Source organism: Streptomyces sp. NPDC096323, assembly GCF_040302845.1.
In the GTDB taxonomy this organism is placed as follows: Bacteria; Actinomycetota; Actinomycetes; order Streptomycetales; family Streptomycetaceae; genus Streptomyces.
In genome coordinates this window covers 157,323-181,132 of sequence record NZ_JBEOSI010000003.1, presented here as the reverse complement: position 1 = coordinate 181,132, position 23,810 = coordinate 157,323, and the positions used below count along the sequence as shown (strand labels likewise).

Below are 23,810 nucleotides of genomic sequence, written 5' to 3'. Positions count from 1 at the left end.
CCTCAACAATGCAGGTGGTCGGTTTCTACGTACTTCGGCTACGTACGGTTGTTCTTGCCGTAACACTGCCACGCCCCCTCTCATTCCGAGATAGCAGGTCCGATCCGCGAGACGATTTCGTCCCAGTACCTGGGCAGTGTCGCAAATGGATCGCTTTGCCCACGCCCGTTGAAGTGATCGGCCTCGGCGGTGCGGTCCGTGAAGAAGATCGTCCCCGCGCCCTGCCAGCGGGCGATACGCATCGCCTCCTCCAGGTGCGTGCGCGGGACGCCGTGGACGAAGTGGGCGAAACGGCCGGGCGGGTAGGCGGCGGTCCACTCCGCCACCTGCGACCAGCGGTAGTCGGCCCACGTCCCGCGGAAGGTGACGAGCTGGTCGGCTGCCTCCGCGTAGCCGGGATACGGGTGGGTGTCGTGGCCGAGCACGAGATAGCCGCCGTCCTGCTCGCTGTCGCTCCCCGCCAGGAGGGTGCTCAGGGTGCCGGTGAGACGGCGGACGGCCGGGAGATCGGGGCGTCCGGACGGGCAGCGGTCGAGGTAGAAGCCGTCGACGCGGTACCAGTCCTGGTAGGACCGCGCGTCGGCGATCAGCTCGCCGAAGGGCCGCTCCCCGTGGGCCAGATCGAGCCGGCCGAGCAGCCGTCCGGCCGAGGCCCGCACGGAGTCGAGCGGCTCCTCGCCGTGCACGGCCCGTTCGCGGGCGTTGCGGAGCCGGCCCGCGGCTTCCAGGCAGTGCGGGTCGGGACGGGTGCCGGGGCCGTTGTCGATGTCCAGGACGGCCCAGTGCAGCGGGGTGCCGGGGCGGGTGAGTTCGGCCCATTCGACGGGGGCGAGCAGCGGATGCGCGCAGCCGGGGACGCCGAAACCGAGCTGCTCGGCGCCGCTGGTCCGGCGGGCCGTGCCGGTGCTGGTCAGATGCGGCACGCCGCCTCCATCCAGATGTCGGCGAGGGACTCCTCCAGATTGATCCGGGGGCGCCAGCCGAGCCGGTCCCTGGCGGTGCGGACGTCGGCCTGCTGCCAGGCTCCGCAGCCGTCCGGGTAGGGCGACGGGGTGACCGAGAGGTGTTCCATGACCGATTCGGCGGAGGTGCGCGGAGCGCCGATGGGCAGCCGGGCGGGGGGCGTGTCCAGCTCGTGGAGTGCGCCCGCGTAGCCGGCGACCTTGGCGAGGACGGCCGCGGCGTCGCGCAGGCGCACGGCGCGGCCGGTGCCGATGTTGACGACGCCCTGGGCCGCGGAGAGCGAGGCCGCGTGCACGGCGCGCGCGACGTCGCGCACATCGACGAAGTCCCGCTGGACGCCGAGACCGCTGAGCTTCAGCTCGCCGTCACCGGACTGCATGGCGCGGCGCATCGCCTCGGCGAGCCGGCCCAGGGGTGAGCCCGCCGGGGTGCCCGGGCCGACCGGCGAGAAGACCCGCAGCACGACCGCGTCGAGGCCGGAGCCGAGGACGAGTTCGGTCGCGGCGAGCTTGCTGACCCCGTACGGGCCGCCGGGACGCGGGATGGCGTCCTCGGCCGTGGAGGAGCCGGGCTGCGAGGGCCCGTACTCCGAGGAGCAGCCGACCTGGACCAGCCGGGCGGTGCAGCCGCTGCGCCGCATCGCCTCGCAGACGGTGGCGACGGCGACGGTGTTGTGACGGGTCAGGTCGCGGGCCCCGCCCCGGGTGGCGCCGGCGCAGTTGACGACGACTCCGGGGTGCACGGCGTCCAGGAAGCGGGTGAGCGCTCCCGGGCTGCCGCCGGCGAGGTCGAACCGCACGTCGGCGTCGTCGCCGCGGCCGAGCGCCGTGAGGTGGACGGCCGGGTCGGCGAGCAGCCGGTCGGCCACGAACCGGCCGAGGAATCCGTTGGCTCCGAGCAGCAGCACCCTCATCGCGCGCCCCCTCGGTGCCGACGGCGGGTTGCCGGTGCGGGGGATCGGTGGGTCATGTCCGGTGTCTCCTTGGGGCGGTTGGGTTCGGTACGGGAAGGGGCCCGCGGCGTCGGCTCCGCGGGGGTGTGGGGCGTGGGCGCCGGTCAGGCGGCGGTGTGGGCGGATGCCCGGGAGAGGGCAACGGTGGCGGTGGTCAGCAGCCCGAGCGCGGCCGCGCCGCAGGCGAGGGCGGGTACGGCCCCGGTGCCGCCCGCGGCCACGAGCGCCTCGACGGGCCGGGCGAGGGGGTCGAGGCCGGGCAGCCGGCCGGCCAGGACGAGGGCGGGGGCGATGGCCTCGACGGCGCAGGCGGCGGCGAGGCCGGTGGCGGCCGGTTCGGGGAAGCCGTGGACGGTGAGGAGCCGGGCCAGCAGGAGGAGCACGCCGAGCGCCGCCGCCCCGGCGGGGGCGCCGCCCGTGCCGATCCCGAGGCGGGCCAGGTACAGCAGCCCTCCGAGGACGCAGAGGAAGAAGGCGACGGCGGCGAACAGCAGGGGGCGCACGCCAGCGGCGAACTCCTCCAGTGCGTGGCTGCCGTTGAGTTTGCGGTGCGCGTGTACGGCGAAGACGTGGGCGCACCAGGCCGCGGGGGCGACCGCGACGGCGAGCCCGAGGAGCGGCGCCGGGGTGATGTCCCAGGGCCCTTCGGGGCCGCCGCTGAGGACCTGGTGGAGCAGGGCGTCGCCGTACAGGACGTAGCCGAGCAGCCAGCAGGCGGACAGGCCGGCGGCGCCCGACGACCGCCCGTCGGCGCGGAGCGGCCCGGCACGAAGGGCCAGGGCGAGCCCGATGAGCGCGAGGAGACCGCCGCCGGTGCCTAGGGCGAGCCGCGACCCGCTGTCGAGCACGCCCTCGGTGAGCCGCAGCGCGATGAGGGTCGCGAGGCAGGCGGCGCCGGGCAGCAGGGCCCGGAGCGACCACGCGGCGCGTGTCTCGATGTCGCGCGCCGGGGTGCACGCCGCCCTCACGGGCTCCCCCGCGATACCCGGTACCCGTGCGAACAGTTCCTCGGCGAGCGAGAACACGTCGCGGTGCCGGTAGCGGGCGGCGGTGCGGTCGGTGACCCCGTGGGCCTCCAGGCCGGCGGCGATCTCCAGGGGGTCGACGGCACGCTCGCACAGCTCGCGGTGCCGGTGCATGAGGGACTTGACCGGGTCGGCGGGCCCGCGCCGCCCGGTGGCGAGCTTGCGCGCCGGTGCGGTGTGGGCGACCTCGGGGGCCCGTGGAGCGGGGTCCTGCGCGGGGCCGCGCTGGGTCGCCGGGGCCTCGGCGGCGGTCAGCGCCGGGGCCTCGGTGGTGGTCAGCGCCGGGGCCTCGGTGGTGGTCAGCGCGGGGCCCTTGGCCAGGACCGGCGCGAGGCTGCCGGTAGGCGCCGCGTCGTCGGCCGTGATCAGCGCCGAGCCGCCGGAAAGCGCGCCCTCGGCCACGACCGGCGCCGAGCCGCCGGGAGGCGCCGGGGCCTGGGCGGCGGCCGGCGCGGGGTCGTCCCCGGCGGCGGTCGGCGCGGGGCCCTCGGCCACGACCGGCGCGGGGCTGCCGGAAAGCGTTGCGTCCTGCCCCGTCACCAGCGCCGGGCCGCCAGGAGGCGCCGGGCGCTCCGCCGTGACCAGCGTCCGGCCGCCGGGAGGCACCGCGTCGTCCGCCGTGATCAACACCGGGCGGCCGGCGGCCCCCGCGGCCTCGGCCGCGATCGGCGCGTCGTCGGTTTCGGGGCTCATCGTCGTTCCTCCGTGCTCTTCGCCGCATGCGCCGAAGGCGCCGATCGCACCGGGTGGCCCCGGCCGGTCGGGACGGCGCGGCGCGGCCGCCATCCGGTCAGACATCGCCGTCCCCCGCGCCCCGCGCTCCCGCGCCGGCGTGCACGGCCCAGCTGGGCGTCCGCCGCCCGGCCGGCCCCGGCCGGGGATCGCCCTCCGGCTCCGGCCACAGGCCGAGGACGTGGGCCTCCGGCGGAGTGGCGAAGGGGCGGGGCCCCTCGTCGGCGTCCGGCACCGGCTGCCTGCGCACCGGCGCCTGCGCGATCAGCTCCAGGTAAATGCCGCGAAATGCCGCGAGGTTCTGTTCGACGGTGAAGAGTTCGAGTGCGCGGGCGCGCGCCGCGGCTCCCAGGCGCGCACGGCGCTCCGGGTCGCGCAGCAGCGCCAGGCAGGCATCCGCGAGCGCCCGTGGGTTGCGCGGCGGCACCACGAGTCCCGTGCCGCCGATGACCTCGACGACCGCCCCGACGTCCGTGGACACCGTCGCCCGGCCGCAGAACATCGCCTCGACCAGGCTGATCGGGAAGCCCTCGACCACGCTGGAGAGCACCACGACCCCGCCCGCCGCGTACGCCTGGGCGAGATCGGGGACCTCGGCCCCACCGATGTCCTCGAAGGAGACGGGGCTGTCGCCGACGGCGTGGGCGTCCACGGCCTCGTCGGGGAACAGCTGATCGGCGAGCGCCCGGCAGTGGGCGAGATAAGCGGCGCCCTCCGGGCCCTGGGCCGCCGCACCGATGATCCGCAGCCGTGCGTCCGGCTCGGCCCGGCGCACTTCGGCGAAGGCGTGCAGCAGGGCGATCAGGTCCTTGGCGGGCTCGATCCGGCCGACCCAGACCAGCGTGTCCGGGCCGCCGCCGTCCTCGCTCTCACCGAGCGCCGTGAAGCGGCCGGACTCCATGCCGGGGTAGACCGTGCGCACCTTGGCGGGTTCGGCGCCGCAGCGCTCCTGCCAGCGGCGGGCGTGGGTGTTGCCGGGGGTGATGAGCGCGGCCTGCCGGTACACCTCGGTGGCGAGCCGCCCGTGGAAGTTCGCGAGCAGCGCGCGTACCGGCGCACTCACCGGCGTACCGCCGCCCGCGAGGTAGTGGGCGCGCAGTTGCACGGCGTGCTCGGTGACGAGCAGCGGCACCCCGAAGAAGCGCTTGGCCAGCAGTCCCGGGAGCGCGGCGGCGCCGCCGGACGCGGCGTGGCAGAGGTCGACGGCGCCGAGGCCCTCCTCGTCGTACCAGTCGAGGGAGAGCGGACGCAGCACCCGGTCGAGCTCGGCGGCGAAGGCGAGGAGATCGGGGACGGTGGCGGTCTGCACGGTGCGTCCGGTGCCGGGCGCACGGCAGGCGGCCTCCAGGATCCGCACCGCCGTCTCGGAGCGCAGGGCGGCGGGAAGCCCCCCGTGCTCGCAGGCCAGTTCGGCGAGGCCGTAGAGGCCCTCGGTGAACCGTGCGTCCAGGAGCCGCCCGTCCGCGGTGTGCGGCCCGGCGAACTCCTCGTCCGCGCCGCCCCGCTCGCCGCGCGCCGCTCCCGCGACGCACACGGAGGTCGCGAGCGCCGTGAAATGGGTGGTGAAGCGCCGCCGCTCACGCCGCCCGTACGTCCGCGCGCCCCCGCCGGTCAGCAGCCGCGAGAGCAGGCCCCTCGGGGCATGCAGGCCGAGGGTTGCCTCGTCGGCGGTCCACAGGGGCGCGGTCCGCACCCGGCTGACCTGGGGCGGGAGCTGGACCCAGCCCTGGGCCTCCTGCTCGGCGCTGCGGCTGAGCGCGAAGAGATCGAACTCGTGCTGCGCGAGCCCGCGCACCAGACGGTCGCACCAGAGTCTGGACTCACCGGACGCATACGGATAACCACCGTCGGTGAGCAGTCCGATCCGCACGAGCACACCCCCGATCTCCCTTGTGAGCGGCCGCCGTTGAATCGGCGACTCGCAGCGGGACGACCGTAAGCGGATTCGCCGGTGGCGCGACGGACGGTTGTCCGTCGCACCACCGAAAGGGGTGAACCACCGTAACTTTCGCGCTCCGGTAGCGTTCAGTCGCGCTATAGAGGCACTCGGTTACGGACGGTCAGGCTGTGGCCAGCTCCTTGCGGGCCGCGCGGCGCACCGCCGCGAGCGCGGGATCGAGCGCCGGCACGGCCGCAAGCAGCTGCTTCGTGTAGGGATCGCGGGGTTCGGCGTACACCTGCTCCACCGGGCCCTCCTCGACGATGCGGCCCCGCCGCATGACGGCGACCCGGTCGCTGACCTGCCGCACGACGGCGAGGTCATGGGCGATGAAGACCAGGGCGAGTCCCAGTTCCCGCTGCAGCTCCGCCAGCAGGGCGGTCACCTGGGCCTGGGTCGTCACGTCGAGGGCAGAGACGGCCTCGTCGCAGACGATGAGTTCGGGTTCGGCGGCCAGCGCCCGTGCGATGCCGACGCGCTGGCGCTGGCCCCCGCTGAACTCGTGCGGATAGCGGTCGTACTGCTCGGGGTCGAGCCCGACGCGCTCCAGCAGATCCCGTACGCGCGCCCTGATCACACCCTCGTCGCGCTCCCCGCGCGCCCGCAGCGGGTCGGCGACGGACTCGCCGACGGAGCGGCGCGGGTTGAGCGAGGAAACGGGGTCCTGGAAGACCATCTGCACCCGGGCCGACCGGTGGATCCGGCCGGACGTGGGCTCCAGCAGGCCGACGAGCATCCGTCCGAGGGTGGTCTTGCCGCTGCCGCTCTCGCCGACGACACCGAGCGTCTCGCCGCGGCGCACCGTGAGGGAGACGCCGTCGACCGCGGCTCGGGCGGATCCGCCCCGGCCGAAGACCTGCCGCACGTCCTCGGCCTCGATCAGCACCTCACCCTCCGCTGCGCCCCGCTCGGGCGCCGGCGGGTCCACCTGGGGCGCGACCCGCGGCACCGCCGCCGACGCTGCGATCCGCGGGACCGCCGCCAGCAGTGCCTTCGTGTACGGCTCGCGGGGCGCGCCGAGCACCTCGGCCACCGGTCCACGTTCCACGGCGAGGCCCGCGCGCATGACGAGCACCTCGTCCACCGACTCGGCCGCGACGCCCACGTCATGGGTGACCAGGAGCAGTCCCATGCCCGTCTCGCGGCGCAGATCGTGCAGGAGATCGAGGATCTGGGCCTGGACGGTGACGTCGAGCGCGGTCGTCGGCTCGTCGGCGATCAGCAGTTGCGGCTCACAGGCCAGCGCCATCGCGATCAGCGCCCGCTGGCGCATCCCGCCGGAGAACTCGTGCGGCCGGGACCGGGAGCGGCGTACCGCGTCCGGAATCCCGACCCGGTCCAGCACCTCCACGGCCCGGGCCCGCGCCGCCCGGCGGGAGACCCGGTGGTGGACGCGGTACACCTGGGCGATCTGGTCGCCGACCGCGTAGTAGGGGTCGAGCGAGGAGAGTGGGTCCTGGAAGACCATGGCGGCCTTCGCCCCGCGCAGCCCTCGCAGTTCGGCGTCACCGGCGGCCTGGACGTCCACGCCCGCGACCCGGACCGAGCCGCCGACCTTCGCACCGGTCCCCCGGTGCAGGCCGAGCAGGGCGTACGCCGACGCGCTCTTGCCGGAGCCTGACTCGCCGACGACGCCGAGCGCGCCGCCCGCCTCCAGCGAGAACGACAGCCCGCGCACCGCGTGCACGTCGCCGAACGAGATCGAGAGATCGGTAACCTCGACGAGACTCATGACAGCACCACCCGTCGGTCGGCCATCGCCTGAAGGATGTCCGCGACGGCATTGGCGAGGACGACGAAGAACCCGGTCACGAGCACCAGGCCGACGACGACCGGAAGGTCCACCTGCTTGACTGCCTCGACGAGTTCGCGGCCGACGCCGGGGATCCCGAAGAGCGATTCGGTGAGCACGGCGCCGCCGAACATGGACCCGATGTCGAGTGCGCCGAGCGCGATGACCGGGGCGAGGGCGCCCCGCAGCGCGTGCCGCCCGACGATCACGCGCTCACTCACTCCGTACGCCCTGAAGGTGCGGACATGATCCTCGGCCAGTGTCTCCAGCATCGAGGCCCGGGTCATCCGGGCGTACGGGGCGGCGGAGACGAGGGCGAGCGAGATCCAGGGCAGCAGCAGGTTCCAGGCCCACTGCTCGGGGTTCTCGGTGAACGGGACGTAGTCGGGGAACGGCAGGATCTGGAGCGCCGTGACGCAGATGATGATCAGCAGCAGGCCGATCACGAAAACGGGCGTGGCCATGCCGGCGAGAGTGATGCCGGTGAGGATGCGCTCGGTGGCGCGGCCGCGCCGCCACACGGAGAGCAGTCCGGTGCCGACGCCGAGCAGCATCCACAGCACGAACGCGCCGGCGGCGAGCGAGGCGGTGGCGGGCAGCTTGGTGAGGATCAGCTGGGTGACCTGCTGGCCACTCTGGTACGAGAGGCCCAGGCACGGGGCCTGGCAGTGCGTCACACCCGTTCCGGTGGAGTAGTCGCGGCCGGTGACCAGCGCCTGGAGGAAGTGCCCGTACTGCACGTACACCGGGTCGCCGAGGTGCAGTTGGTCGCTGACCTGGGCGACCTGCGCGGGCGAGCAGCGCGGGCCGCACGCGATCTGGGCGACGTCGCCCGGGGCGACGTAGAAGGCGGCGTAGACGACGACGCTGAGGGCGAGGAGGACGAGGAGCGCCCCGCCGAGGCGGCGCAGCAGGAACAGGCTCATGCTCCGGCCTCCTTCTTGCGCCCGGTGCCGATCCGCAGCCGCGAGGCGGCGCGCGGGTCGAGCGCGGTGCGCACGCCCTCGCCGAGGACGGTGAGCGCCAGCACGGTGACGAAGAGCAGCACCGCCGGGATCAGCAGGTAGGTGGGCGCGGCCTGGTACCAGGTGTCGGCGTCGCTGAGCATCTGTCCCCAGGAGGGGGTGGGCGGCTTGATGCCGACGCCGAGGAAGGACAGCGCCGCCTCGACGACGATGTTGCCGGGGAAGAGCAGGACGGCGTAGGTGATGACGGGTGCGGCAAGCGAGGGCAACATCTCGCGACGGGCGATCTGCCAGGATCCCCAGCCGCTCAGCCGGGCGGCCGCGACGTGGTCGCGCGACTTCAGGGAGAGGGTCTGGGCGCGCACGATCTTCGAGATGCCGGACCAGCCGACGAGTCCGACGATCACGGCGATCAGCACCGGGCGGGGGAAGCCGGCCGGGACGACGGCGAGCGCGCCGAGGGCGATCACCATGACGGGCAGGGCGACCACGACATCGGTGACCCGGCTGAGCGCCTGGTCGACGAAGCGGTTACCGAGACCGGCGGAGAGGCCGACGAGGACCCCGATGGCCACTTGGAGCAGGGTGGCGCCGAGGGCCACGCCGAGCGAGACCCTGGCGCCGTAGGCGACGCGGGCGAACAGGTCGCGTCCGGTGAGCGGTTCGACGCCGAGCCAGTGTTCGGCGCTGATGCCGCCGAAGGAGCCGAGCGGGACCCCGCCGGTGGCGGAGTCGACGAGACCGGGGTGGTACGTGGTGGGGTCCTGGCCCTCGATGCCCGTGAGCAGGGGCGCGGCGAGCGCGAGGAGGACCAGCAGGGCGACGACGGCGCCCGCCACGAGGGCGGCGCGGCGGCCGCGCAGCCGCCGCCAGAACGGATGGGCCCCGGGGGCGGGGGCCCGGACGGCCCCCGCCTCCTTGACCAGCAGTGCTTCGGCCATGGTTACTTGACCGCGGCCTGCGAGATGTCGAGCACGCCGGTCCAGTCGCTGATCACGGTGTTCTTGACGGACTCGCCGTACAGGCGCTTGTAGACCGGGTGGAACAGCGGCACGGTCAGCGCCTGCTCACCGACCTTCTTGTCGAGCGCGCCCCAGCGCTCGGCGGCGGCGCTCAGGTCGGTCAGCTTGTTGATCTCGTCGATCTCCTTGTTGACCGCGGGGTCGTTCAGCTGGGCGGTGTTGAAGTTGTACCCGCCCTTGACGATCTGGCGTCCGTCGAAGATCGGCGCGAAGAACGGACCGCCGGAGGGCCAGTCGGCGCCCCAGCCGGTGAGGAAGAAGCCGGGCTCGCTCTTCAGGTTGTGGACGGTGTCCGAGTAGGCGTTGTCCTCCAGTCCCTGGAGCTTGACGGTGATGCCGGCCTTCTTCAGCGCCTCCTGGAGCGCGGTGGCGATCTCCGGGCTGGTCTCGAAGTTCTTGTCGTTGTTGTGCGTGAGGGTGACCGTGAGCCCGTTCGCGTAACCGGCCTCCTTGAGCAGCTCCTTGGCCTTGGCCGCGTTGCCGTTCTTGCCGGCCGGGAAGGCGTCGTACGGCGTGTAGCCGAAGGAGGACTGGTTCGGCAGGAAGGTGGTGGCGGCCTCGGCGAGCGAGGAACCGCCGGCGGCGTTGATCACGGAGGTGCGGTCGACGGCGTACGAGATGGCCTCGCGCACCTTCGGGTTGTCGAACGGCTTCACCTTCGGGTTGAAGGCGATGTAGTTCGTGTAGCCGAAGTGGCCGGTGCCGACGCGGGCGGCGAGCTTCTTGTCGCCGCTGACCTTGGCGAGTTCGGCCGGGCCGAGGTTGGTGTCGGTGGTGACGGCCGCGGCGTCGGCACCCTGGGAGGCGGACAGCCGCTGGTTGATGACGGCGGAGTCGAGGCCGGAGCGGACGTCGATCCGGTCGGGGTAGGCCTTGCGCTCCTCGTCGGTGGCCGCCGACCAGTGCGGGTTGCGCTCCAGGACCAGCCGCTCGCCGTCGCCCTCGTTCCTGACGACCTTGTACGGACCCGAGGAGAGCGGGTGCTCCTCGTACTTGGTGCCGGTGTCCTTGGCCTTCGGCACCGGCGTGGTCTGCGTCTGGGTGGCCAGGTAGGGGAACTCGCCCTCGGGCTTGTTGAGGTGGAAGACGATGGTCTTCGCGTCGGGCGTCTCGATCGAGTCGAGGCCCTTCTCGTCCTTGTACGGGCCCTGGTACGCGGCCCCGCCGATCAGCCAGTCGCGCAGGTAGGGGGCGCCGCCGGAGAGTTCGGCGGCGAAGGAGCGCTCGATGCCGTACTTGATGTCGGCGCTCGTGATCGCGGTGCCGTCCTCGAACTTGAGGCCGTCCTTGAGGGTGTACGTCCAGACGGTGGCGTTCTTGCTGGGCGTGCCCAGGTCGGTCGCCAGGTCGGGGACGACCTTCGCACCCGCCGCGCCGTCCTCCCGGTTGCGCGTCGTGAGCGTACGGAAGACGAGGGAGGGGACGTTGCCGCCGCCGGAGGTGTAGAGCCGCGCGGGGTCGAAGTCCTCCTGCGGGCGGCTGTTGAGGACGGTGAGCGTGCCGCCCTTCTTGGGGGCGCCCGCCGCGCCGGAGGCGCCGTCGCCGCCCTTGCTGCTGCCCTCGGGCCCGCAGGCCGCGGCTCCTGCGGCCACGGCGAGCACTGCGGCGGCCGCTGCTACGCGGCGCGATATGACGGAGGGATGACGCATCGGAAGATGACCTCTCGGAGAACTGCCTGAATGAGGGAAACAGCAAGTGATTCCGCGCAGGCGGCGACGAGAGACATGTGCGTACGACCGGTCAGGACAGGTGAAGGTGACCGGAACACGGGAACTGCCGCGCCTGCGGACGGAGTACGCCCGGGCGCGGCAGTCGGAAGGAGGCGGTCCGGCCCCTCAGGGCTCGAACGGAAAGCCGACGCGCACGCGGGCGGGCGTCAGCAACAGTCGACGTCGGCGACGCAGTGCCCGGTCACGCCGATGAGCGCCAGCTCGATGGCTGCGCGATCGGTGGTGAGAGGGCTGCGTGACATGCCGAGAAATATCGATCACGGCCCGCCCGATGTCAACGCGACATGAGACGGTCGTCTCACCATGCGGACAGCCTGCGGAAGGCGGGTGTCCTGCGGACCAGCCCCGGTTCGGCCGCCGGGACTGCCAAGACGTCCGCCCGGCAGTCCCGCTTCGGGCTCAACCCTTGGGATACACCCACGGGTTGGGGCGGCACTTGATGCCGTCGATGTCGAGCGACTTGGTCTGCTGCTGCATCACCGGGGCGAGGGCGCCCTTCGTGCCGCAGCTCACATGGTTGTGACCCAGCCGGTGGCCGACCTCGTGGTTGATGAGCATCTGCCGATAGGCGAAGAGCTTGTCCGGCCCGAAGGTGGACGAGCCCTGGGCCCAGCGGTAGGCATTGATCATCACGCGCTCGGTGGCGGCGGAGTCGCAGGAGACGTTGTCCTCCAGCGTGTCCAGCCCCGACTTCTTGCACCACTCGCCCGTGGTTCCCGGACTGGCCAGCGTGACCACGAAATCGGGCTTCCCGGTGGAAATCCGTTCGAAGGTCATATCGCCGTCGTGGGCCCAACTCCGTTCATCATTCAGGGTTTCCTGGACCGCCCGGGCGAAGAGTGCCGAGTCGAGCCCGAGCCCGTGCTCGACATCGATCCGGTAGCGGTACTTGTGCCCCTTGCCCGGAGCCTTCGCCGTCCCGGCGACCGTCTCGAATTTCCCCGACGCGGTGAGTTTCGGCGCGAGCGGATAGCCCTTGGCCATTCGCTGCTCGTACGAAAGGGACTTGACGGCCGCGGCCTCGGGGGCGGGCGACGTGCGGACGTCGGAGCGGGAGGCGTCGCTCCCACCGTTCCGGTCGACGCCCGCGGGCTGCGCGGCACTGGACCCGCTGCCGCTGTCATGGGCGACCTGGCCGGCCACGATCACCGCGAGCACGGTGGTCACCGCGGCCGCGGCGATGCCGGTGAAGGTGCGGCCCTTGCCGCCCTTGGCCGCGTCGGCGGCTTCGTCGGAAGGAGCCGCCGCGGGGTCCTTCGCGTCCGGCGGGCCCTCGTCCCACTCGGTGACGGAGCGATACGGATCGGCCGGCCCGGAAGGAGCCGGAGCGGGCGGGCTGTCGAAGGCCGCCACGAACTCGCGCCGCGGGCCCGGTATCAGCGGCCTGGCGGCGGTCGCCTGCGCGTTGCGCGGTGCCTGCGGACTCCGCCGGCCCTGGGGGTTCGGCGGTTCCTGCGTACTCCGCTGCCCCTGCGGGTTCTGCGTTCCCTGCGGACTCTGCAGCCGTCCGCGGGGCCCGGTTCCCCAGCCGCCGCCGGGTTCGCGCTGTTCGGGGTGGCCGCCGCGCACCTGGGGCGTGCCCTGGAACGGGGTGTGCCCGTCCGTGCCCGGAGCCGCGTCGCCCGGCCGTCTGCGCCGGCCGCTGCCGGTTGCGGGCCGGGCGCCCTCGCGCCCCGCTTCCGCGTTCGCCTCGGAGGGCCCGCTCTCGGGCGCCCTGGGCGCAGGGCCCTTTCGGCTGTGTCGTCCCACGCCCCGGATCAGCTCCCGCCGCACTCGTCCAGCAGTTCCCGGAACGCCTGGGCGACCGCCTCCGGGTACTCCATCATCGCCACGTGCCCGGCGTCGGGCAGTGTCAGCAGTCGCGCATCGCGGAAGGCCGCGGACGCCCTGCGTGCCATCCGGAACGAGACCAGCCGGTCCCGTCCGCCGTACACGAGCTGGGTCGGTGCGAGCACCCGCTCGGCCTGACGCCACAGCCCGTGCTGCCCTCCCAGTGTGTACGCGTCGACGATGCCACGTGCCGAGCGCGCCATCGCGTCCCAGAAGTACGGCAGCGCCAGCCGCCGCTCCATCTCGGCCACCGCGTCACGGAGGCCGTCCGCGGAGACACGTGCCGGATCGCCGTAACAGAGTGCCATGACTCCGCGGGTGCGTTGTTCCGCGCTCCAGTCCCGGGTCATCCGGGCGAACAGGGACACGATGCCCGGAACGGCGAGCAGTGCGGTCGGCGCGGCCGACAACTGGACCCGGATCTCGGGAAGCGCGGGCGAGATCAGGGTGAGGGTGCGCACCAGGTCGGGACGGACCGCCGCGACCCGGGTCGCCACCGCACCGCCCAGCGAGTTGCCGATCAGGTGGACGGGACCGCGGCCCCCGGCGTCCAGGAAACGGATCACCGCGCGGGCGTGGCCGGTGACCGAGTAGTTGCCGTCGTCCGGCGGCGGGGAGTCTCCGAAGCCGGGGAGGTCGACCGCCTCGCAGTTCACCAGGTCCTGGAGCAGCGGCATCAGCGCCGTCCAGTTCTGCGAGGAGCCGCCGAGCCCGTGGACGAAGAGCGCGGGCGGCAACCCGGTGCGCTCCGGCGGCCTCGAACGGACGGTCAGCGTCAGCCCGGGCAGCGTGACGGAGCGAAGCTTCTCCCCCTCCGCCACTCTGACGGCGCTCACCGTGGGGGCCACCGCTGCGGCGGCGACGCGGACTCCCGGCAGCTCGGTCGAAGACATGCGGCAATGTTACGAGACGATCACACGGTGGTTCATGTGTTCGCCGTCACAGATCACATGGCGGCTTCGGGGGGTACCTCCTAGGCTCGGAGGCAAGGAAGGGAGTCCCCATGACGGTCGACCCCAGTGACCCGCAGACCTTCGCCGACGTCCAGCCGGACGAGCCCGGCCCCGAGGCGCCCGACGCCGACGCCGCCGAGCAGCAGGCCGATCTGCGTCCGGAGGACGACGAACCGCTGACGGACGTCCCACGGGACCGCGCGAACGAGGCGGACGCGGCGGAGCAGGCCCGCGTTGTCCCTCAGGATGAGGACGATTACCGCTGATACGCCCCGCTATGCACCAGGGGTGCGGAAACTGTGGCTACCGCGGGCGTCCGGTCCGTGAAATTCTGCGTCCGCGCCGCGCATACCCGGGTTACCCAAAAGTACGATGTCGGTATGGCGCAGCGTGCACGAAAACTGCTGGGTCCGATCACGATTTTGGGAGGCGGCGTGACAGCCATCGAGCAGACCGAGGCGGCGCGCCCGCGGGGCACTCGTCTGCCTCGCCGCGCCCGACGCAATCAGCTTCTGGGGGCCGCGCAGGAGGTCTTCGTCGCCCAGGGGTACCACTCAGCGGCGATGGACGACATCGCGGAGCGGGCCGGAGTCAGCAAGCCGGTGCTCTACCAGCACTTCCCGGGCAAGCTGGAGCTTTATCTGGCCCTGCTCGACCAGCACTGCGAGTCGCTGCTCCTCGCGGTGCGCACGGCGCTGGCGTCGACCACCGACAACAAGCTCCGCGTGGCCGCGACGATGGACGCCTACTTCGCGTACGTCGAGGACGAGGGCGGCGCGTTCCGCCTGGTCTTCGAGTCGGACCTGACCAACGAGCCCGCCGTGCGTGAGCGCGTCGACCGGGTGTCGCTCCAGTGCGCCGAGGCGATCTCCGACGTGATCGCGGGTGACACGGGGCTGTCCAAGGACGAGTCCATGCTGCTCGCGGTCGGGCTGGGCGGGGTGTCCCAGGTGGTCGCCCGCTACTGGCTCTCCAGCCGGTCCGCCATCCCGCGCGACACGGCGGTGCAGCTCCTCACCTCGCTGGCCTGGCGGGGCATCGCGGGCTTCCCGCTGCACGGCCCCGATCAGCACTGAGCGGGGCGGCCGGAGCCGGTGTTCGCTGCGGGCGTTGCCCGCGGCGGCCTGCCCGGTCCCCTCAGCGGGCTAATGTGTGCTGCGTACGGCGCGGTTCACCGCGCAGGGACTGACCGTCGGAGGGACATAGCCGTGGAGGTCAAGATCGGGGTGCAGCACACGCCCCGGGAGATCGTTCTGGAGAGCGGGCTTTCCGCCGAAGAGGTCGAGAGCGCGGTTTCCGAGGCTCTCGCCGGCAAGGCGCAGCTGCTCAGCCTCACGGACGAGAAGGGCCGCAAGGTCCTGGTGCCGGCCGACCGGATCGCCTACGTGGAGATCGGCGAGCCCAGCACGCGACGGGTGGGGTTCGGCGCGCTGTAGGCCCGGACACAGAGACCGTGGAAGCGGCCCGGCGGGGATTTTCCCCGCCGGGCCGCTTTCCGTTGCGCGTCGGCATTTCTGTGCGTCGGCTGAGCGAAGCCTGTCCGCGGGAGGGTTGTCCTCCGCTGCCCGGGGGTAGTACGGCCTACGACCGATTTGCCCGCTCCCCGACCTGCGAGGTGATCGTCTGTGATCTTGGAAACCCTGGGCTCCGTCGTGCTGGGACTCGTCCTCGCCTGGGCGGCCCTGCGCACCCTGTCGCCCCGGCTCCCGTCCCGGCGCGCCGTGCTCGGCACCGGTGCGCTGGGGGCCCTGTTCGGCGCCTGGCTCACGCACTCGGTGCTGGGGCCGGGTCATGCGGCGGCCACGCTGGTGGGCTCGGCGCTGATCGCCGCGGTGACGCTGTCCCTGCTGCTGAGGCCGCGCAGCCGCCGGCTCGGCCGGTCGGCGGCGGCCTGACGCCCCGGGAGTGCTAAGCCGCCAGCCCCAGGGCGGCCATCCGCTTGGTGTGCGCCTCGGTGATCCGGGAGAACATCCGGCCGACCTCGGCCAGGTCGAACCCGTCGGCCACTCCGCCCACCAGCATGGTCGACAGCGCGTCGCGGTCGGCCACCACCCGCTGCGCCTGCGAGAGCGCCTCGCCCATCAGCCGGCGCGCCCACAGCGCGAGCCGGCCGCCGAGCCTCGGCTCCGCCTCGATCGCCGCCCGCACCTTCTCGACGGCGAAGTTGCCGTGCCCCGTGTCGTCGAGCACGGCAAGGACGAGGGAGCGGGTGTCGGAGTCGAGCCGGGCCGCGACCTCACGGTAGAAGTCACTGGCGATCGAGTCGCCGACGTAGGCCTTGACCAGGCCCTCCAGCCAGTCCGACGGCGCGGTCTGGCGGTGGAAGTCGTCGAGGGCCTTGGCGAACGGCTCCATGGCGCCCGTCGGCTCCACCTCGATCGCGGTCAGCCGGTCCGTCAGCCGCTCGAAGTGATGGAATTCCGCGGCCGCCATCTTGGCCAGTTCCGCCTTGTCGGCCAGGGTCGGCGCCAGTTTCGCGTCCTCGGCGAGCCGCTCGAAGGCCGCCAGTTCCCCGTAGGCGAGCGCTCCCAGCAGATCGACGACGGCGGCCCGGTACTGCGGCTCGGCGGACGCGGTGGCCCAGTCCTGGTCGGCGATTTTGGTGGATGCGGGGGCTTCAGTGGCGTTGTCAGGCGTCTCCATGAACCGCAGAATAGCCCGCCCGTCGCAGGGTGGCGGGGTCCGGCCGCCGACTGACGTCACACCGTTCCGATGAATTCGCCCAACACAGATGCGCGAATCCGGGGTACAGTGGTATTGCGCTTACTGAGCATTTTGCAACTGCTCGTTGCGCGAAATTGAATGAGGATGCCCGGTCGGAGGCCCGATCGGCTCCGACCCGACAGCCCTCCACGCGGTGCGTACGACACGTACGACCGCAGCTGAGGGGCCCCCTCAGCGGTACGAGCGCTCGAGCGACGGCAGTGGTCCCGCGCCACCCGGCCCATCCACGGCCGGATGACCAACCCCGGCACGGTACGACCCCCTTCGTTCGCCTCGGACCGCGTTTCACAGAAGAGGCAGCACCCTGACTACGTTCCGAGACCTCGGGATCCTTTCCGAGACGGCCGAAGCCCTTGAGGCGGTCGGCATCATGTCCCCCTTCCCCATCCAGGAGATGACGCTCCCCGTAGCGCTCTCCGGCTCCGATGTCATCGGACAGGCCAAGACCGGCACCGGCAAGACGCTCGGTTTCGGCCTGCCGCTGCTGGAGCGCGTCACCGTCCTCGCGGACGTCGAGGCGGGCCGGGCCAAGCCCGAGAAGCTGACCGACGCCCCGCAGGCGCTGATCGTCGTCCCCACCCGCGAGCTCTGCCAGCAGGTCACCAACGACCTGCAGACCGCCGGCAAGGTGCGTAACGTCCGCGTTCTCGCCATCTACGGCGGCCGGGCGTACGAGCCCCAGGTCGAGGCGCTCAAGAAGGGCGTCGACGTGATCGTCGGCACCCCGGGCCGACTGCTCGACCTGGCCGGCCAGCGCAAGCTCGACCTGTCGCACGTCCGCGCCCTCGTCCTCGACGAGGCCGACGAGATGCTCGACCTGGGCTTCCTGCCCGACGTCGAGCGCATCATCACAATGCTGCCCGCGAAGCGGCAGACGATGCTGTTCTCGGCGACCATGCCGGGCGCGGTCATCAGCCTCGCGCGCCGCTACATGTCGCAGCCGACCCACATCAACGCCACGTCGCCCGACGACGAGGGCACGACGGTCAAGAACACCGCGCAGTACGTCTACCGCGCGCACAACATGGACAAGCCCGAGATGGTCTCGCGCATCCTGCAGGCCAACGGCCGCGGGCTCGCGATGATCTTCTGCCGCACCAAGCGCACCGCGGCCGACATCGCCGAGCAGTTGGAGAAGCGCGGTTTCGCCTCCGGCGCCGTGCACGGCGACCTCGGCCAGGGCGCCCGCGAGCAGGCGCTGCGCGCCTTCCGCAACGGCAAGGTCGACGTTCTGGTCTGTACCGACGTCGCGGCCCGCGGTATCGATGTCGAGGGTGTCACCCACGTCATCAACTACCAGTCGCCCGAGGACGAGAAGACCTATCTGCACCGGATCGGCCGCACCGGCCGCGCGGGTGCCAAGGGCATCGCGATCACACTGGTCGACTGGGACGACATCCCGCGCTGGCAGCTGATCAACAAGGCCCTGGACCTGAAGTTCCCGGACCCGCCGGAGACGTACTCCACGTCCCCGCACCTGTACGAGGAGCTGGACATCCCGGCCGGCACCAAGGGTGTCCTGCCGCGCACCGAGCGGACCCGTGCGGGTCTGCGGGCCGAGGAGATCGAGGACCTGGGCGAGACGGGCGGCCGCGGCCGCAAGTCCCCCGCCGCCGCGGCTCCCGCGGTCCGCGAGGAGCGCGCCCCGCGTACGCCGCGCCAGCGTCGTCGCACCCGGGGCGGTTCGGCCGCGGAGGAGGGCGCCGTGACGGTGCCCGCACCGTCCACGGAGATCGTGGAGGCCCCCGAGGCCACCGACGGCCCGTCCGAGCCGCGCACCCCGCGCCGCCGCCGGCGCAGCCGGGTGGGCGCCGCGGAGATCGCCGCCGCTGACGTCGCCGCCGAGGCAGCGGTGGCCGTGGTGGACGCTCCGGCTCCGGTCGTGGTCAGCGAGCCCGAGGCCGAGCCGAAGAAGCGGACGAGGACCAGGGCGACGAAGGCCGTGGCCGAGGTCGTGGCCGATGCCGTGCCCGAGGCCGAGCCGGTGAGCGAGGCCAAGCCGCGCCGTCGCCGTGCCCGGGTCGCCAATCCGGTGACGGAGGAGGCCGGCTTCCAGACCGCTCCCGTGGCCGAGCCCGTGGCCGAGGCGCCGGCGGTCACCAAGCCGCGCCGCCGCACCCGGGTGATCAAGCCCGTCGAGGACGAGGTCGACTTCCAGATCGCGCCGATCGCCGAGCCCGAGTCGGACTCCCGGACGCGCCGTCGCCCGCGTACGGCCGCGAAGCCGAAGACGGAGGCCGCGGTTCAGACCCCGGCCGCCGAGGGCGAGGCCAAGCCGCGCCGTCGTCGGGCCCCGCGCGCCGCCGCCGCGAAGTCCGAGGGCTGAGCGCGGCCCGTGCTGTGACGACTGCCGGACGGGCCCGAGGGATTTCTCCCTCGGGCCCGTCCGGCGTTCCCGGGCGCCCGCCCGGCGTTCCCGGTCCGCCCGGCCAATGGACTCGGTTCGTGTGACGGCCTCGTTCCGTCGCCGGAGTCGTAACCTCGTGCCATGAGCAGGCCACCCACCTTCATCCCGCCCCCCTGCGCCCTCCCCCGCGCGCTGCACACCGAGCGCGGGGACTTCGCCGTGCTGGACGCGGTCCCGCGCACGCCCCCGCGCGGCACCGTCCTCCTGCTGCCCGGGTACACCGGCAGCAAGGAGGACTTCATCGCGCTGCTGCAGCCGCTCGCCGACGCCGGCTACCGGGCCGTCACGGTCGACGGGCGCGGGCAGTACGAGACCGACGGGACGGACCGTCAAGAGGCGTACGCACAGGTCGAGTTGGCCCGGGACGTACTCGCGCAGGCCGCCGCGCTCGGTCTCGGCGACGGCGCGGTCGACCTGCTCGGCCACTCGCTCGGCGGGCAGATCGCGCGCGCCGCCGTGCTCCTGGACCCCGCACCGTTCCGTTCGCTCACCCTGATGTCCTCCGGGCCCGCCGAGGTCGTCGAGGCCCAGCAGGTGAAGCTGAAGATCCTCGGTGACGCCCTCGCGACGATGAGCATGGACGATGTCTGGGCCGCGATGCGCGCCTTCGACCCGCCGGCCGAGGCGGAGACGGACGGCGAGGACCTCCGGCGGCGCTGGCTGCGCCACCGGCCCGCGCAGCTGATCGCCACCGGCCGGCAACTGGCCACCGAACCGGACCGGGTGGCCGAGCTCGCCGCCACGGGACTGCCCGTCCATGTGATCTCCGGCGAGCGCGACGACGTCTGGCCCGTGCCCCTGCTCGACGAGACGGCGGTACGCCTCGGCGCGCGCCGGACCCGGGTCGAGGGTGCCGAGCACTCCCCCAATACGGACCGGCCGGAGCCGACGGCCGCCGCGCTCGTCTCCTTCTGGGACAGCCTGTAGGCGGCTCGGAGAGACGGGCGGCGCCCACGGGGCCGGGCAGCGTCAGTACTGCGCCTGAAGGTGCTGCCAGAAGCCGTCACGGAGCGCCCGGCGCAGGGGGGCGTGGCCGCGCAGCGAGTGCTGGAGCAGCCGCTCGGCCTCGACCAGCAGGTCCTGGTCCACGGAGCCCGGCAGATACGGGTGTCCCGGCAGCAGGTCGGCCAGGGACTCGCGGCCGCGTGCGGAGAGCCAGGTGGCGGCGATCTGCGCACCGACGAAGCGGACGTCCTCTCGCGAGGGCGCGGGGGTGTCGTCCTCGTAGGTGGTGACGGGGCGTCTGGTCACGTACGGGCGGCAGAAGTCGAGATCGAAGGTGCGCTGGCTGTCGACCTCCCAGAGCAGTGGTTCGGCCTGGTTGCGGCCCTCCGCGGCCTCGATGCCCCACAGATGCACCCGGGCCCCGTAGCCCTGCGCGGCCTCGACGGCCGACACCAGGTCCTCGTCGCCGCCGACCAGCGCGGCGTCGCTGATGGCGCGGTGACGGGCGAGGGACTCGAGGTCGGTGCGGATGAGTGAGTCGACGCCCTTCTGCTGGTTGTTGGCGTTGAGGTTGCCCAGTCTGACCTTCACGTCGGGGAGTTCGGCGATGGTCTGCTGCTCGACGGTGTGGATCCGGCGCCTGGCCCCGTCGTACCAGTACACGCGCAGCAGCCGGCTGTCCGCGAAGATGGTGCGGGCCTTGTCGATGAAGGCCTCGATCAGCCCTTCGGCGTCCAGATCGAAGGAGCGCCGGTCCTCGGTACCGGTGACGAGCAGCCCGGCAGCGGCGTACACGTAACCCGCGTCCACGAAGATCGCGTGGGTCGACGGGGTCTTCGACACCTCGGCGAGCATCCGCTGGAGCAGAGCGTTGGTGCGGTCCAGACGATCGACGATATCTGCCTCGCTCATGCGGGCCTCGTCGCGGAAACCGTGGTCCGCGCATGCTCGGTGACCTGCTGATACTTAGACATCCAAAAAATTTCCTTAGCGTAGGGAATGATTGCCGAGGGCAAGCCGTTGTACCCCCTGTGGGGCGCGAGGCAGGGATGCCTGCGTCCTCCATCCTTGCGGACGGGCCACCCGTCCTCCCAGTAGTTCTCCAGCAGGAGGATCAGACGAAGGGAAGCCATATGCGCTTCGAGATCATGCGACTCGACGATGTCGACGGTACCGCCGTGGACAGCACCGTCGTGGACGCCGCCTCCGTCAACCGGATCGTGCAGCAGGCCGCCGCAATCGGCCAGCGCATCTATATCCGCCCGGCCGAGAACTCGGCTTCGTAACGCATTACGGACGTGGACGACGCCGGCGGACGAAGACGCCGGCGTCACAAAGACGAGGCGCCCCCGCACGGAAGATCCGTGCGGGGGCGCTGTGGTGTCCGGGGCCGGTCAGGCGTTCTGGATGACCTGGGTGACGCCGTTGATGATCTGCTGGACGGCGATGGCGGACAGCATCATGCCCGCGAGCCGGGTCACCAGCACGACGCCGCCGTCCTTGATGACCCTGATGATCAGCAGCGAGTAGCGCATGGTCAGCCAGAGCACGACGTGCATGACGATGATGGCCGTCCAGACCGAGACCTGGCTGCCGAAGGTGTCGGCGTGCTGGACCGCGAGGATCACCGAGACGATCGCTCCGGGGCCGGCGAGCAGCGGCATGCCGAGGGGGACGAGCGCGACGTTGACGTCCTTGGTCTGCGTCGGCTCGTCGGTCTTGCCGGTCAGCAGATCGAGCGCGATCAGCAGCAGGAGCAGTCCGCCCGCGATCATCAGCGCGGGGACGGAGACATGCAGGTAGTCCAGGATCTGCTGGCCGAGCAGCCCGAAGACGGCGATCACGCCGAAGGCGACGGCGACCGCCTGCAGGGCCATCCTGCGCTGCATCCTGGCGGGGCGGCCCGCGGTGAGGGCGAGGAAGATCGGGGTGATCCCGGGTGGGTCCATAATCACAAAAAGGGTGAGAAAAAGGGATCCGAAGACAGCGACGTCGAACACAGTGAGCCTTGCGAGGAGAGAGCGGAAATGCGGCGGGGAGGAACGCACCGCGGCCGGGCCGGGCAGGCAGCCGTCGGACGGTCCGACAGCGGCCGCGGGTGACCGGTGCGTGGGGTGGGAAGGGGCCGCCCGAGTGGGGGCGCGCGGCGTTACGGGATGACGGGTCCGCCGGCTCCCGGCACCGGGAAGGCTCCCGTGGCGCGCCGGGTGATCTCGCCGTAGATCTCCGGGTCGGTGGTGTTCGCGCCGAGCTCCACGGCCTTGCGGCTGCCGTGGTAGTCACTGGACCCGGTCGCGAGGAGGCCGAGTTCGCGGGCGAGTCCGCGCAGCCGGGCCCGGGTCGGCTCGTCGTGGTCCATGTGGTCGACCTCGATGCCGTCGAGTCCGGCGGCGGCGAGCTTCGCGATCGACGACTCGGGGACCACCTCGCCGCGTTTGACGGCGGCCGGATGGGCGAAGACGGTGACGCCGCCGGCGGCCTTGACCAGCCGGATCGCGTCGAAGGGATCGAGTTCGTGCTTCCCGGCGTACGCACGCCCGCCGTCGGCGAGCCATTCCGGCGTGAAGGCGTCGGAGACGGTCGCGACGACGCCGAGCTCGACCAGCGCGGTGGCGACGTGCGGCCGCCCGACCGAGCCGTCCCCGGCGATCCGCGCGACCTGTTCCCACGTGACGGGGACGCCCAGCTCCTGGAGCTTGCGCACCATGGCCTGCGCGCGCGGCACCCGGTCGTCGCGCACCAGCTCGCGCTCGCGCGCCAGCTCGGGCTCGTCCGGGTCGAAGAGGTACGCCAGCATGTGCAGCCCCACGCCGTCGATGCGGCAGGAGAGCTCGGCTCCGGTGACGAGGGTGAGGCCCTCGGGGAGCGCGGCCCGCGCCGCGGCGTGACCGCGGACCGTGTCGTGGTCGGTGAGGGCGACGACGTCGAGGCCGGCGGCGGCCGCGTTGCGTACCAGCTCGGCGGGGGTGTCCGTACCGTCCGACGCGGTGGAGTGGGTGTGCAGGTCGATGCGCACGACACGTACTCCAGTGCTCGCAGCCGGGTGGGGGACGCTCAAGGATAACCGGCGCCCGGGCCCGCCCCGGCCGCTCAGGGTCCCGTCAGCAGCCGGGGCGTGAGCGCGCCGCAGGGCACCAGGTCGACCTCTCCCCCGGCGTCGCGGAGATCGGTGAGCACCAGCTCGTCGTACATCAGGAGTCCCGACTGCTCGGGCCAGACGATCGCCCAGAGCCAGAGCCCGCGCGCCTCACCGGCGAAGACCGCACGGTCGGCGGGGGCGTCCTTCACGTGCCAGAGCGGGGTCGGGCGCCCGGCGGCGAGCACCTTGACGTCCGGCGGCCCGTCGACCCGCAGCAGCGGGCCCGGGTCCGGGCCGTCGATTCCGGCGAACCGCGCCCCGAGCCCGACACCGAGCTCCTCGGCGACCAGCAGCAGCTCACCGAGTCCGCCGAGCGGCCCCGGCCCGGAGCAGGCGACGGCGGTGGCCCGGCCCCCGCTGCGGTCGTCCCCGGCGGCGGCGACCCCGGTGAACAGCCAGCCGACCGGCAGCGGCCAGGGCATCCAGACGGGCACCTGGGCCCGGTGCACCACCACCCCGAGCGCCTCGACGCTGGGCGGGATCACCGGCTGCAGCGGGTGCACACTGCCGTGCGCGGCGCACTGCCACGTATCGGCAAAGAGACCGGGCGCTGCGACCCGGCCTCCGCACTTCGGGCAACTGAGTTCGCCCCTCATAAGGACCAACGGTCCTCCCCGGCCGTCGCCGCGTCAAGGACGATCACCCTTCCGCAGCGTGGCTCCCACCAGGAGATTTAGATGTAGTTTGCATTT

General features: G+C 72.6%; 23 protein-coding genes. 7 read left to right on the top strand and 16 right to left on the bottom strand.

What is annotated here, in order from left to right:
* Nucleotides 1-80: 80 nt before the first annotated feature.
* The 11 genes from ABTX18_RS08675 to ABTX18_RS08625 all read right to left on the bottom strand — a co-directional run bounded on the left by ABTX18_RS08675 (nucleotide 81) and on the right by ABTX18_RS08625 (nucleotide 13,843).
* A complete protein-coding gene (locus tag ABTX18_RS08675) occupies nucleotides 81-923 on the bottom strand; it encodes a spherulation-specific family 4 protein (RefSeq protein WP_352122022.1) in 843 nt (280 codons plus the stop codon).
* On the bottom strand, nucleotides 911-1,876 hold the full coding sequence (locus ABTX18_RS08670; RefSeq protein ID WP_136329483.1) for an NAD-dependent epimerase/dehydratase family protein: 966 nt from the start codon (nucleotides 1,874-1,876) through the stop codon (nucleotides 911-913). The genes ABTX18_RS08675 and ABTX18_RS08670 overlap by 13 nt, the downstream gene beginning before the upstream one ends.
* Before the next feature lie 143 nt (nucleotides 1,877-2,019).
* The gene (locus tag ABTX18_RS08665) at nucleotides 2,020-3,195 is read right to left on the bottom strand and encodes a hypothetical protein (protein ID WP_352122463.1); all 1,176 of its coding nucleotides are present in this window, start codon (nucleotides 3,193-3,195) and stop codon (nucleotides 2,020-2,022) included.
* 535 nt (nucleotides 3,196-3,730) lie between these two features.
* Nucleotides 3,731-5,542 carry a glycosyltransferase gene (locus ABTX18_RS08660; RefSeq protein ID WP_352122462.1) on the bottom strand — a complete coding sequence of 604 codons (1,812 nt, stop codon included), beginning with the start codon at nucleotides 5,540-5,542 and terminating at the stop codon, nucleotides 3,731-3,733.
* Between the two features lie 190 nt (nucleotides 5,543-5,732).
* Complete coding sequence (locus ABTX18_RS08655) at nucleotides 5,733-7,343, bottom strand: dipeptide ABC transporter ATP-binding protein (protein ID WP_352122021.1); 1,611 nt, start codon at nucleotides 7,341-7,343, stop codon at nucleotides 5,733-5,735.
* Complete coding sequence (locus ABTX18_RS08650) at nucleotides 7,340-8,329, bottom strand: ABC transporter permease (RefSeq protein ID WP_352122020.1); 990 nt, start codon at nucleotides 8,327-8,329, stop codon at nucleotides 7,340-7,342. The genes ABTX18_RS08655 and ABTX18_RS08650 overlap by 4 nt, the downstream gene beginning before the upstream one ends.
* Nucleotides 8,326-9,309 carry an ABC transporter permease gene (locus ABTX18_RS08645; RefSeq protein WP_352122019.1) on the bottom strand — a complete coding sequence of 328 codons (984 nt, stop codon included), beginning with the start codon at nucleotides 9,307-9,309 and terminating at the stop codon, nucleotides 8,326-8,328. The genes ABTX18_RS08650 and ABTX18_RS08645 overlap by 4 nt, the downstream gene beginning before the upstream one ends.
* Nucleotides 9,310-9,311: 2 nt before the next feature.
* The gene (locus ABTX18_RS08640; protein ID WP_352122018.1) at nucleotides 9,312-11,039 is read right to left on the bottom strand and encodes an ABC transporter substrate-binding protein; all 1,728 of its coding nucleotides are present in this window, start codon (nucleotides 11,037-11,039) and stop codon (nucleotides 9,312-9,314) included.
* Nucleotides 11,040-11,266: 227 nt separating this feature from the next.
* The gene (locus tag ABTX18_RS08635) at nucleotides 11,267-11,362 is read right to left on the bottom strand and encodes an Ms4533A family Cys-rich leader peptide (protein ID WP_352122017.1); all 96 of its coding nucleotides are present in this window, start codon (nucleotides 11,360-11,362) and stop codon (nucleotides 11,267-11,269) included.
* A gap of 157 nt (nucleotides 11,363-11,519) precedes the next feature.
* Entirely contained in the window at nucleotides 11,520-12,869 is a 1,350-nt protein-coding gene (locus ABTX18_RS08630; protein WP_352122016.1) for a DUF3152 domain-containing protein, read from the bottom strand.
* A gap of 8 nt (nucleotides 12,870-12,877) precedes the next feature.
* Nucleotides 12,878-13,843, bottom strand: coding sequence for an alpha/beta fold hydrolase (locus ABTX18_RS08625; protein ID WP_352122015.1), 966 nt, complete (start codon nucleotides 13,841-13,843; stop codon nucleotides 12,878-12,880).
* Between the two features lie 110 nt (nucleotides 13,844-13,953).
* Between ABTX18_RS08625 and ABTX18_RS08620 the strand changes: the two genes are divergently transcribed.
* From ABTX18_RS08620 to ABTX18_RS08605, 4 genes are all read left to right on the top strand, one after another.
* Nucleotides 13,954-14,169 (top strand): Rv3202a family protein, encoded by a 216-nt coding sequence (locus tag ABTX18_RS08620; RefSeq protein ID WP_352122014.1) that lies wholly within the window; start codon nucleotides 13,954-13,956, stop codon nucleotides 14,167-14,169.
* 168 nt (nucleotides 14,170-14,337) lie between these two features.
* Entirely contained in the window at nucleotides 14,338-14,979 is a 642-nt protein-coding gene (locus ABTX18_RS08615; RefSeq protein ID WP_352122013.1) for a TetR/AcrR family transcriptional regulator, read from the top strand.
* A 132-nt stretch (nucleotides 14,980-15,111) separates the two neighbouring features.
* Entirely contained in the window at nucleotides 15,112-15,339 is a 228-nt protein-coding gene (locus ABTX18_RS08610; protein WP_024490505.1) for a DUF3107 domain-containing protein, read from the top strand.
* A 189-nt stretch (nucleotides 15,340-15,528) separates the two neighbouring features.
* Entirely contained in the window at nucleotides 15,529-15,798 is a 270-nt protein-coding gene (locus tag ABTX18_RS08605) for a hypothetical protein (RefSeq protein WP_352122012.1), read from the top strand.
* 13 nt (nucleotides 15,799-15,811) lie between these two features.
* Here the strand turns inward: ABTX18_RS08605 and ABTX18_RS08600 are convergent, their stop codons facing one another.
* Entirely contained in the window at nucleotides 15,812-16,546 is a 735-nt protein-coding gene (locus ABTX18_RS08600) for a ferritin-like fold-containing protein (RefSeq protein WP_352122011.1), read from the bottom strand.
* Between the two features lie 451 nt (nucleotides 16,547-16,997).
* On the opposite strand from ABTX18_RS08600, the gene ABTX18_RS08595 reads away from it, so the two are divergent.
* Complete coding sequence (locus ABTX18_RS08595; RefSeq protein WP_352122010.1) at nucleotides 16,998-18,953, top strand: DEAD/DEAH box helicase; 1,956 nt, start codon at nucleotides 16,998-17,000, stop codon at nucleotides 18,951-18,953.
* Nucleotides 18,954-19,115: 162 nt separating this feature from the next.
* Nucleotides 19,116-19,961: an alpha/beta fold hydrolase gene (locus ABTX18_RS08590; protein ID WP_352122009.1), complete on the top strand. Its 846-nt coding sequence runs from the start codon at nucleotides 19,116-19,118 to the stop codon at nucleotides 19,959-19,961.
* 42 nt (nucleotides 19,962-20,003) lie between these two features.
* Here ABTX18_RS08590 and ABTX18_RS08585 read toward each other — a convergent pair whose 3' ends face one another.
* Nucleotides 20,004-20,891, bottom strand: coding sequence for an NYN domain-containing protein (locus ABTX18_RS08585; protein ID WP_352122008.1), 888 nt, complete (start codon nucleotides 20,889-20,891; stop codon nucleotides 20,004-20,006).
* A gap of 221 nt (nucleotides 20,892-21,112) precedes the next feature.
* Between ABTX18_RS08585 and ABTX18_RS08580 the strand changes: the two genes are divergently transcribed.
* A complete protein-coding gene (locus ABTX18_RS08580; RefSeq protein WP_168713692.1) occupies nucleotides 21,113-21,265 on the top strand; it encodes a DUF8834 family protein in 153 nt (50 codons plus the stop codon).
* Nucleotides 21,266-21,373: 108 nt separating this feature from the next.
* Here ABTX18_RS08580 and ABTX18_RS08575 read toward each other — a convergent pair whose 3' ends face one another.
* The 3 genes from ABTX18_RS08575 to ABTX18_RS08565 all read right to left on the bottom strand — a co-directional run bounded on the left by ABTX18_RS08575 (nucleotide 21,374) and on the right by ABTX18_RS08565 (nucleotide 23,714).
* Nucleotides 21,374-21,979, bottom strand: a complete 606-nt coding sequence (locus tag ABTX18_RS08575) for a MarC family protein (RefSeq protein ID WP_352122007.1) — start codon at nucleotides 21,977-21,979, stop codon at nucleotides 21,374-21,376.
* Between the two features lie 149 nt (nucleotides 21,980-22,128).
* Complete coding sequence (locus tag ABTX18_RS08570) at nucleotides 22,129-22,995, bottom strand: PHP domain-containing protein (RefSeq protein WP_352122006.1); 867 nt, start codon at nucleotides 22,993-22,995, stop codon at nucleotides 22,129-22,131.
* A 74-nt stretch (nucleotides 22,996-23,069) separates the two neighbouring features.
* On the bottom strand, nucleotides 23,070-23,714 hold the full coding sequence (locus ABTX18_RS08565; protein WP_352122005.1) for a DUF6758 family protein: 645 nt from the start codon (nucleotides 23,712-23,714) through the stop codon (nucleotides 23,070-23,072).
* Nucleotides 23,715-23,810: the final 96 nt, after the last annotated feature.

Coding starts and splice junctions, on each gene's coding strand:
- ABTX18_RS08655 (WP_352122021.1), bottom strand. CDS start 7,343: ATGAGTCTCGTCGAGGTTACCGATCTCTCGATCTCGTTCGGCGACGTG.
- ABTX18_RS08565 (WP_352122005.1), bottom strand. CDS start 23,714: ATGAGGGGCGAACTCAGTTGCCCGAAGTGCGGAGGCCGGGTCGCAGCG.
- ABTX18_RS08595 (WP_352122010.1), top strand. CDS start 16,998: ATGTCCCCCTTCCCCATCCAGGAGATGACGCTCCCCGTAGCGCTCTCC.
- ABTX18_RS08635 (WP_352122017.1), bottom strand. CDS start 11,362: ATGTCACGCAGCCCTCTCACCACCGATCGCGCAGCCATCGAGCTGGCG.
- ABTX18_RS08580 (WP_168713692.1), top strand. CDS start 21,113: ATGCGCTTCGAGATCATGCGACTCGACGATGTCGACGGTACCGCCGTG.
- ABTX18_RS08650 (WP_352122020.1), bottom strand. CDS start 8,329: ATGAGCCTGTTCCTGCTGCGCCGCCTCGGCGGGGCGCTCCTCGTCCTC.
- ABTX18_RS08645 (WP_352122019.1), bottom strand. CDS start 9,309: ATGGCCGAAGCACTGCTGGTCAAGGAGGCGGGGGCCGTCCGGGCCCCC.
- ABTX18_RS08590 (WP_352122009.1), top strand. CDS start 19,116: ATGAGCAGGCCACCCACCTTCATCCCGCCCCCCTGCGCCCTCCCCCGC.
- ABTX18_RS08625 (WP_352122015.1), bottom strand. CDS start 13,843: ATGTCTTCGACCGAGCTGCCGGGAGTCCGCGTCGCCGCCGCAGCGGTG.
- ABTX18_RS08620 (WP_352122014.1), top strand. CDS start 13,954: ATGACGGTCGACCCCAGTGACCCGCAGACCTTCGCCGACGTCCAGCCG.
- ABTX18_RS08600 (WP_352122011.1), bottom strand. CDS start 16,546: ATGGAGACGCCTGACAACGCCACTGAAGCCCCCGCATCCACCAAAATC.
- ABTX18_RS08640 (WP_352122018.1), bottom strand. CDS start 11,039: ATGCGTCATCCCTCCGTCATATCGCGCCGCGTAGCAGCGGCCGCCGCA.
- ABTX18_RS08585 (WP_352122008.1), bottom strand. CDS start 20,891: ATGAGCGAGGCAGATATCGTCGATCGTCTGGACCGCACCAACGCTCTG.
- ABTX18_RS08670 (WP_136329483.1), bottom strand. CDS start 1,876: ATGAGGGTGCTGCTGCTCGGAGCCAACGGATTCCTCGGCCGGTTCGTG.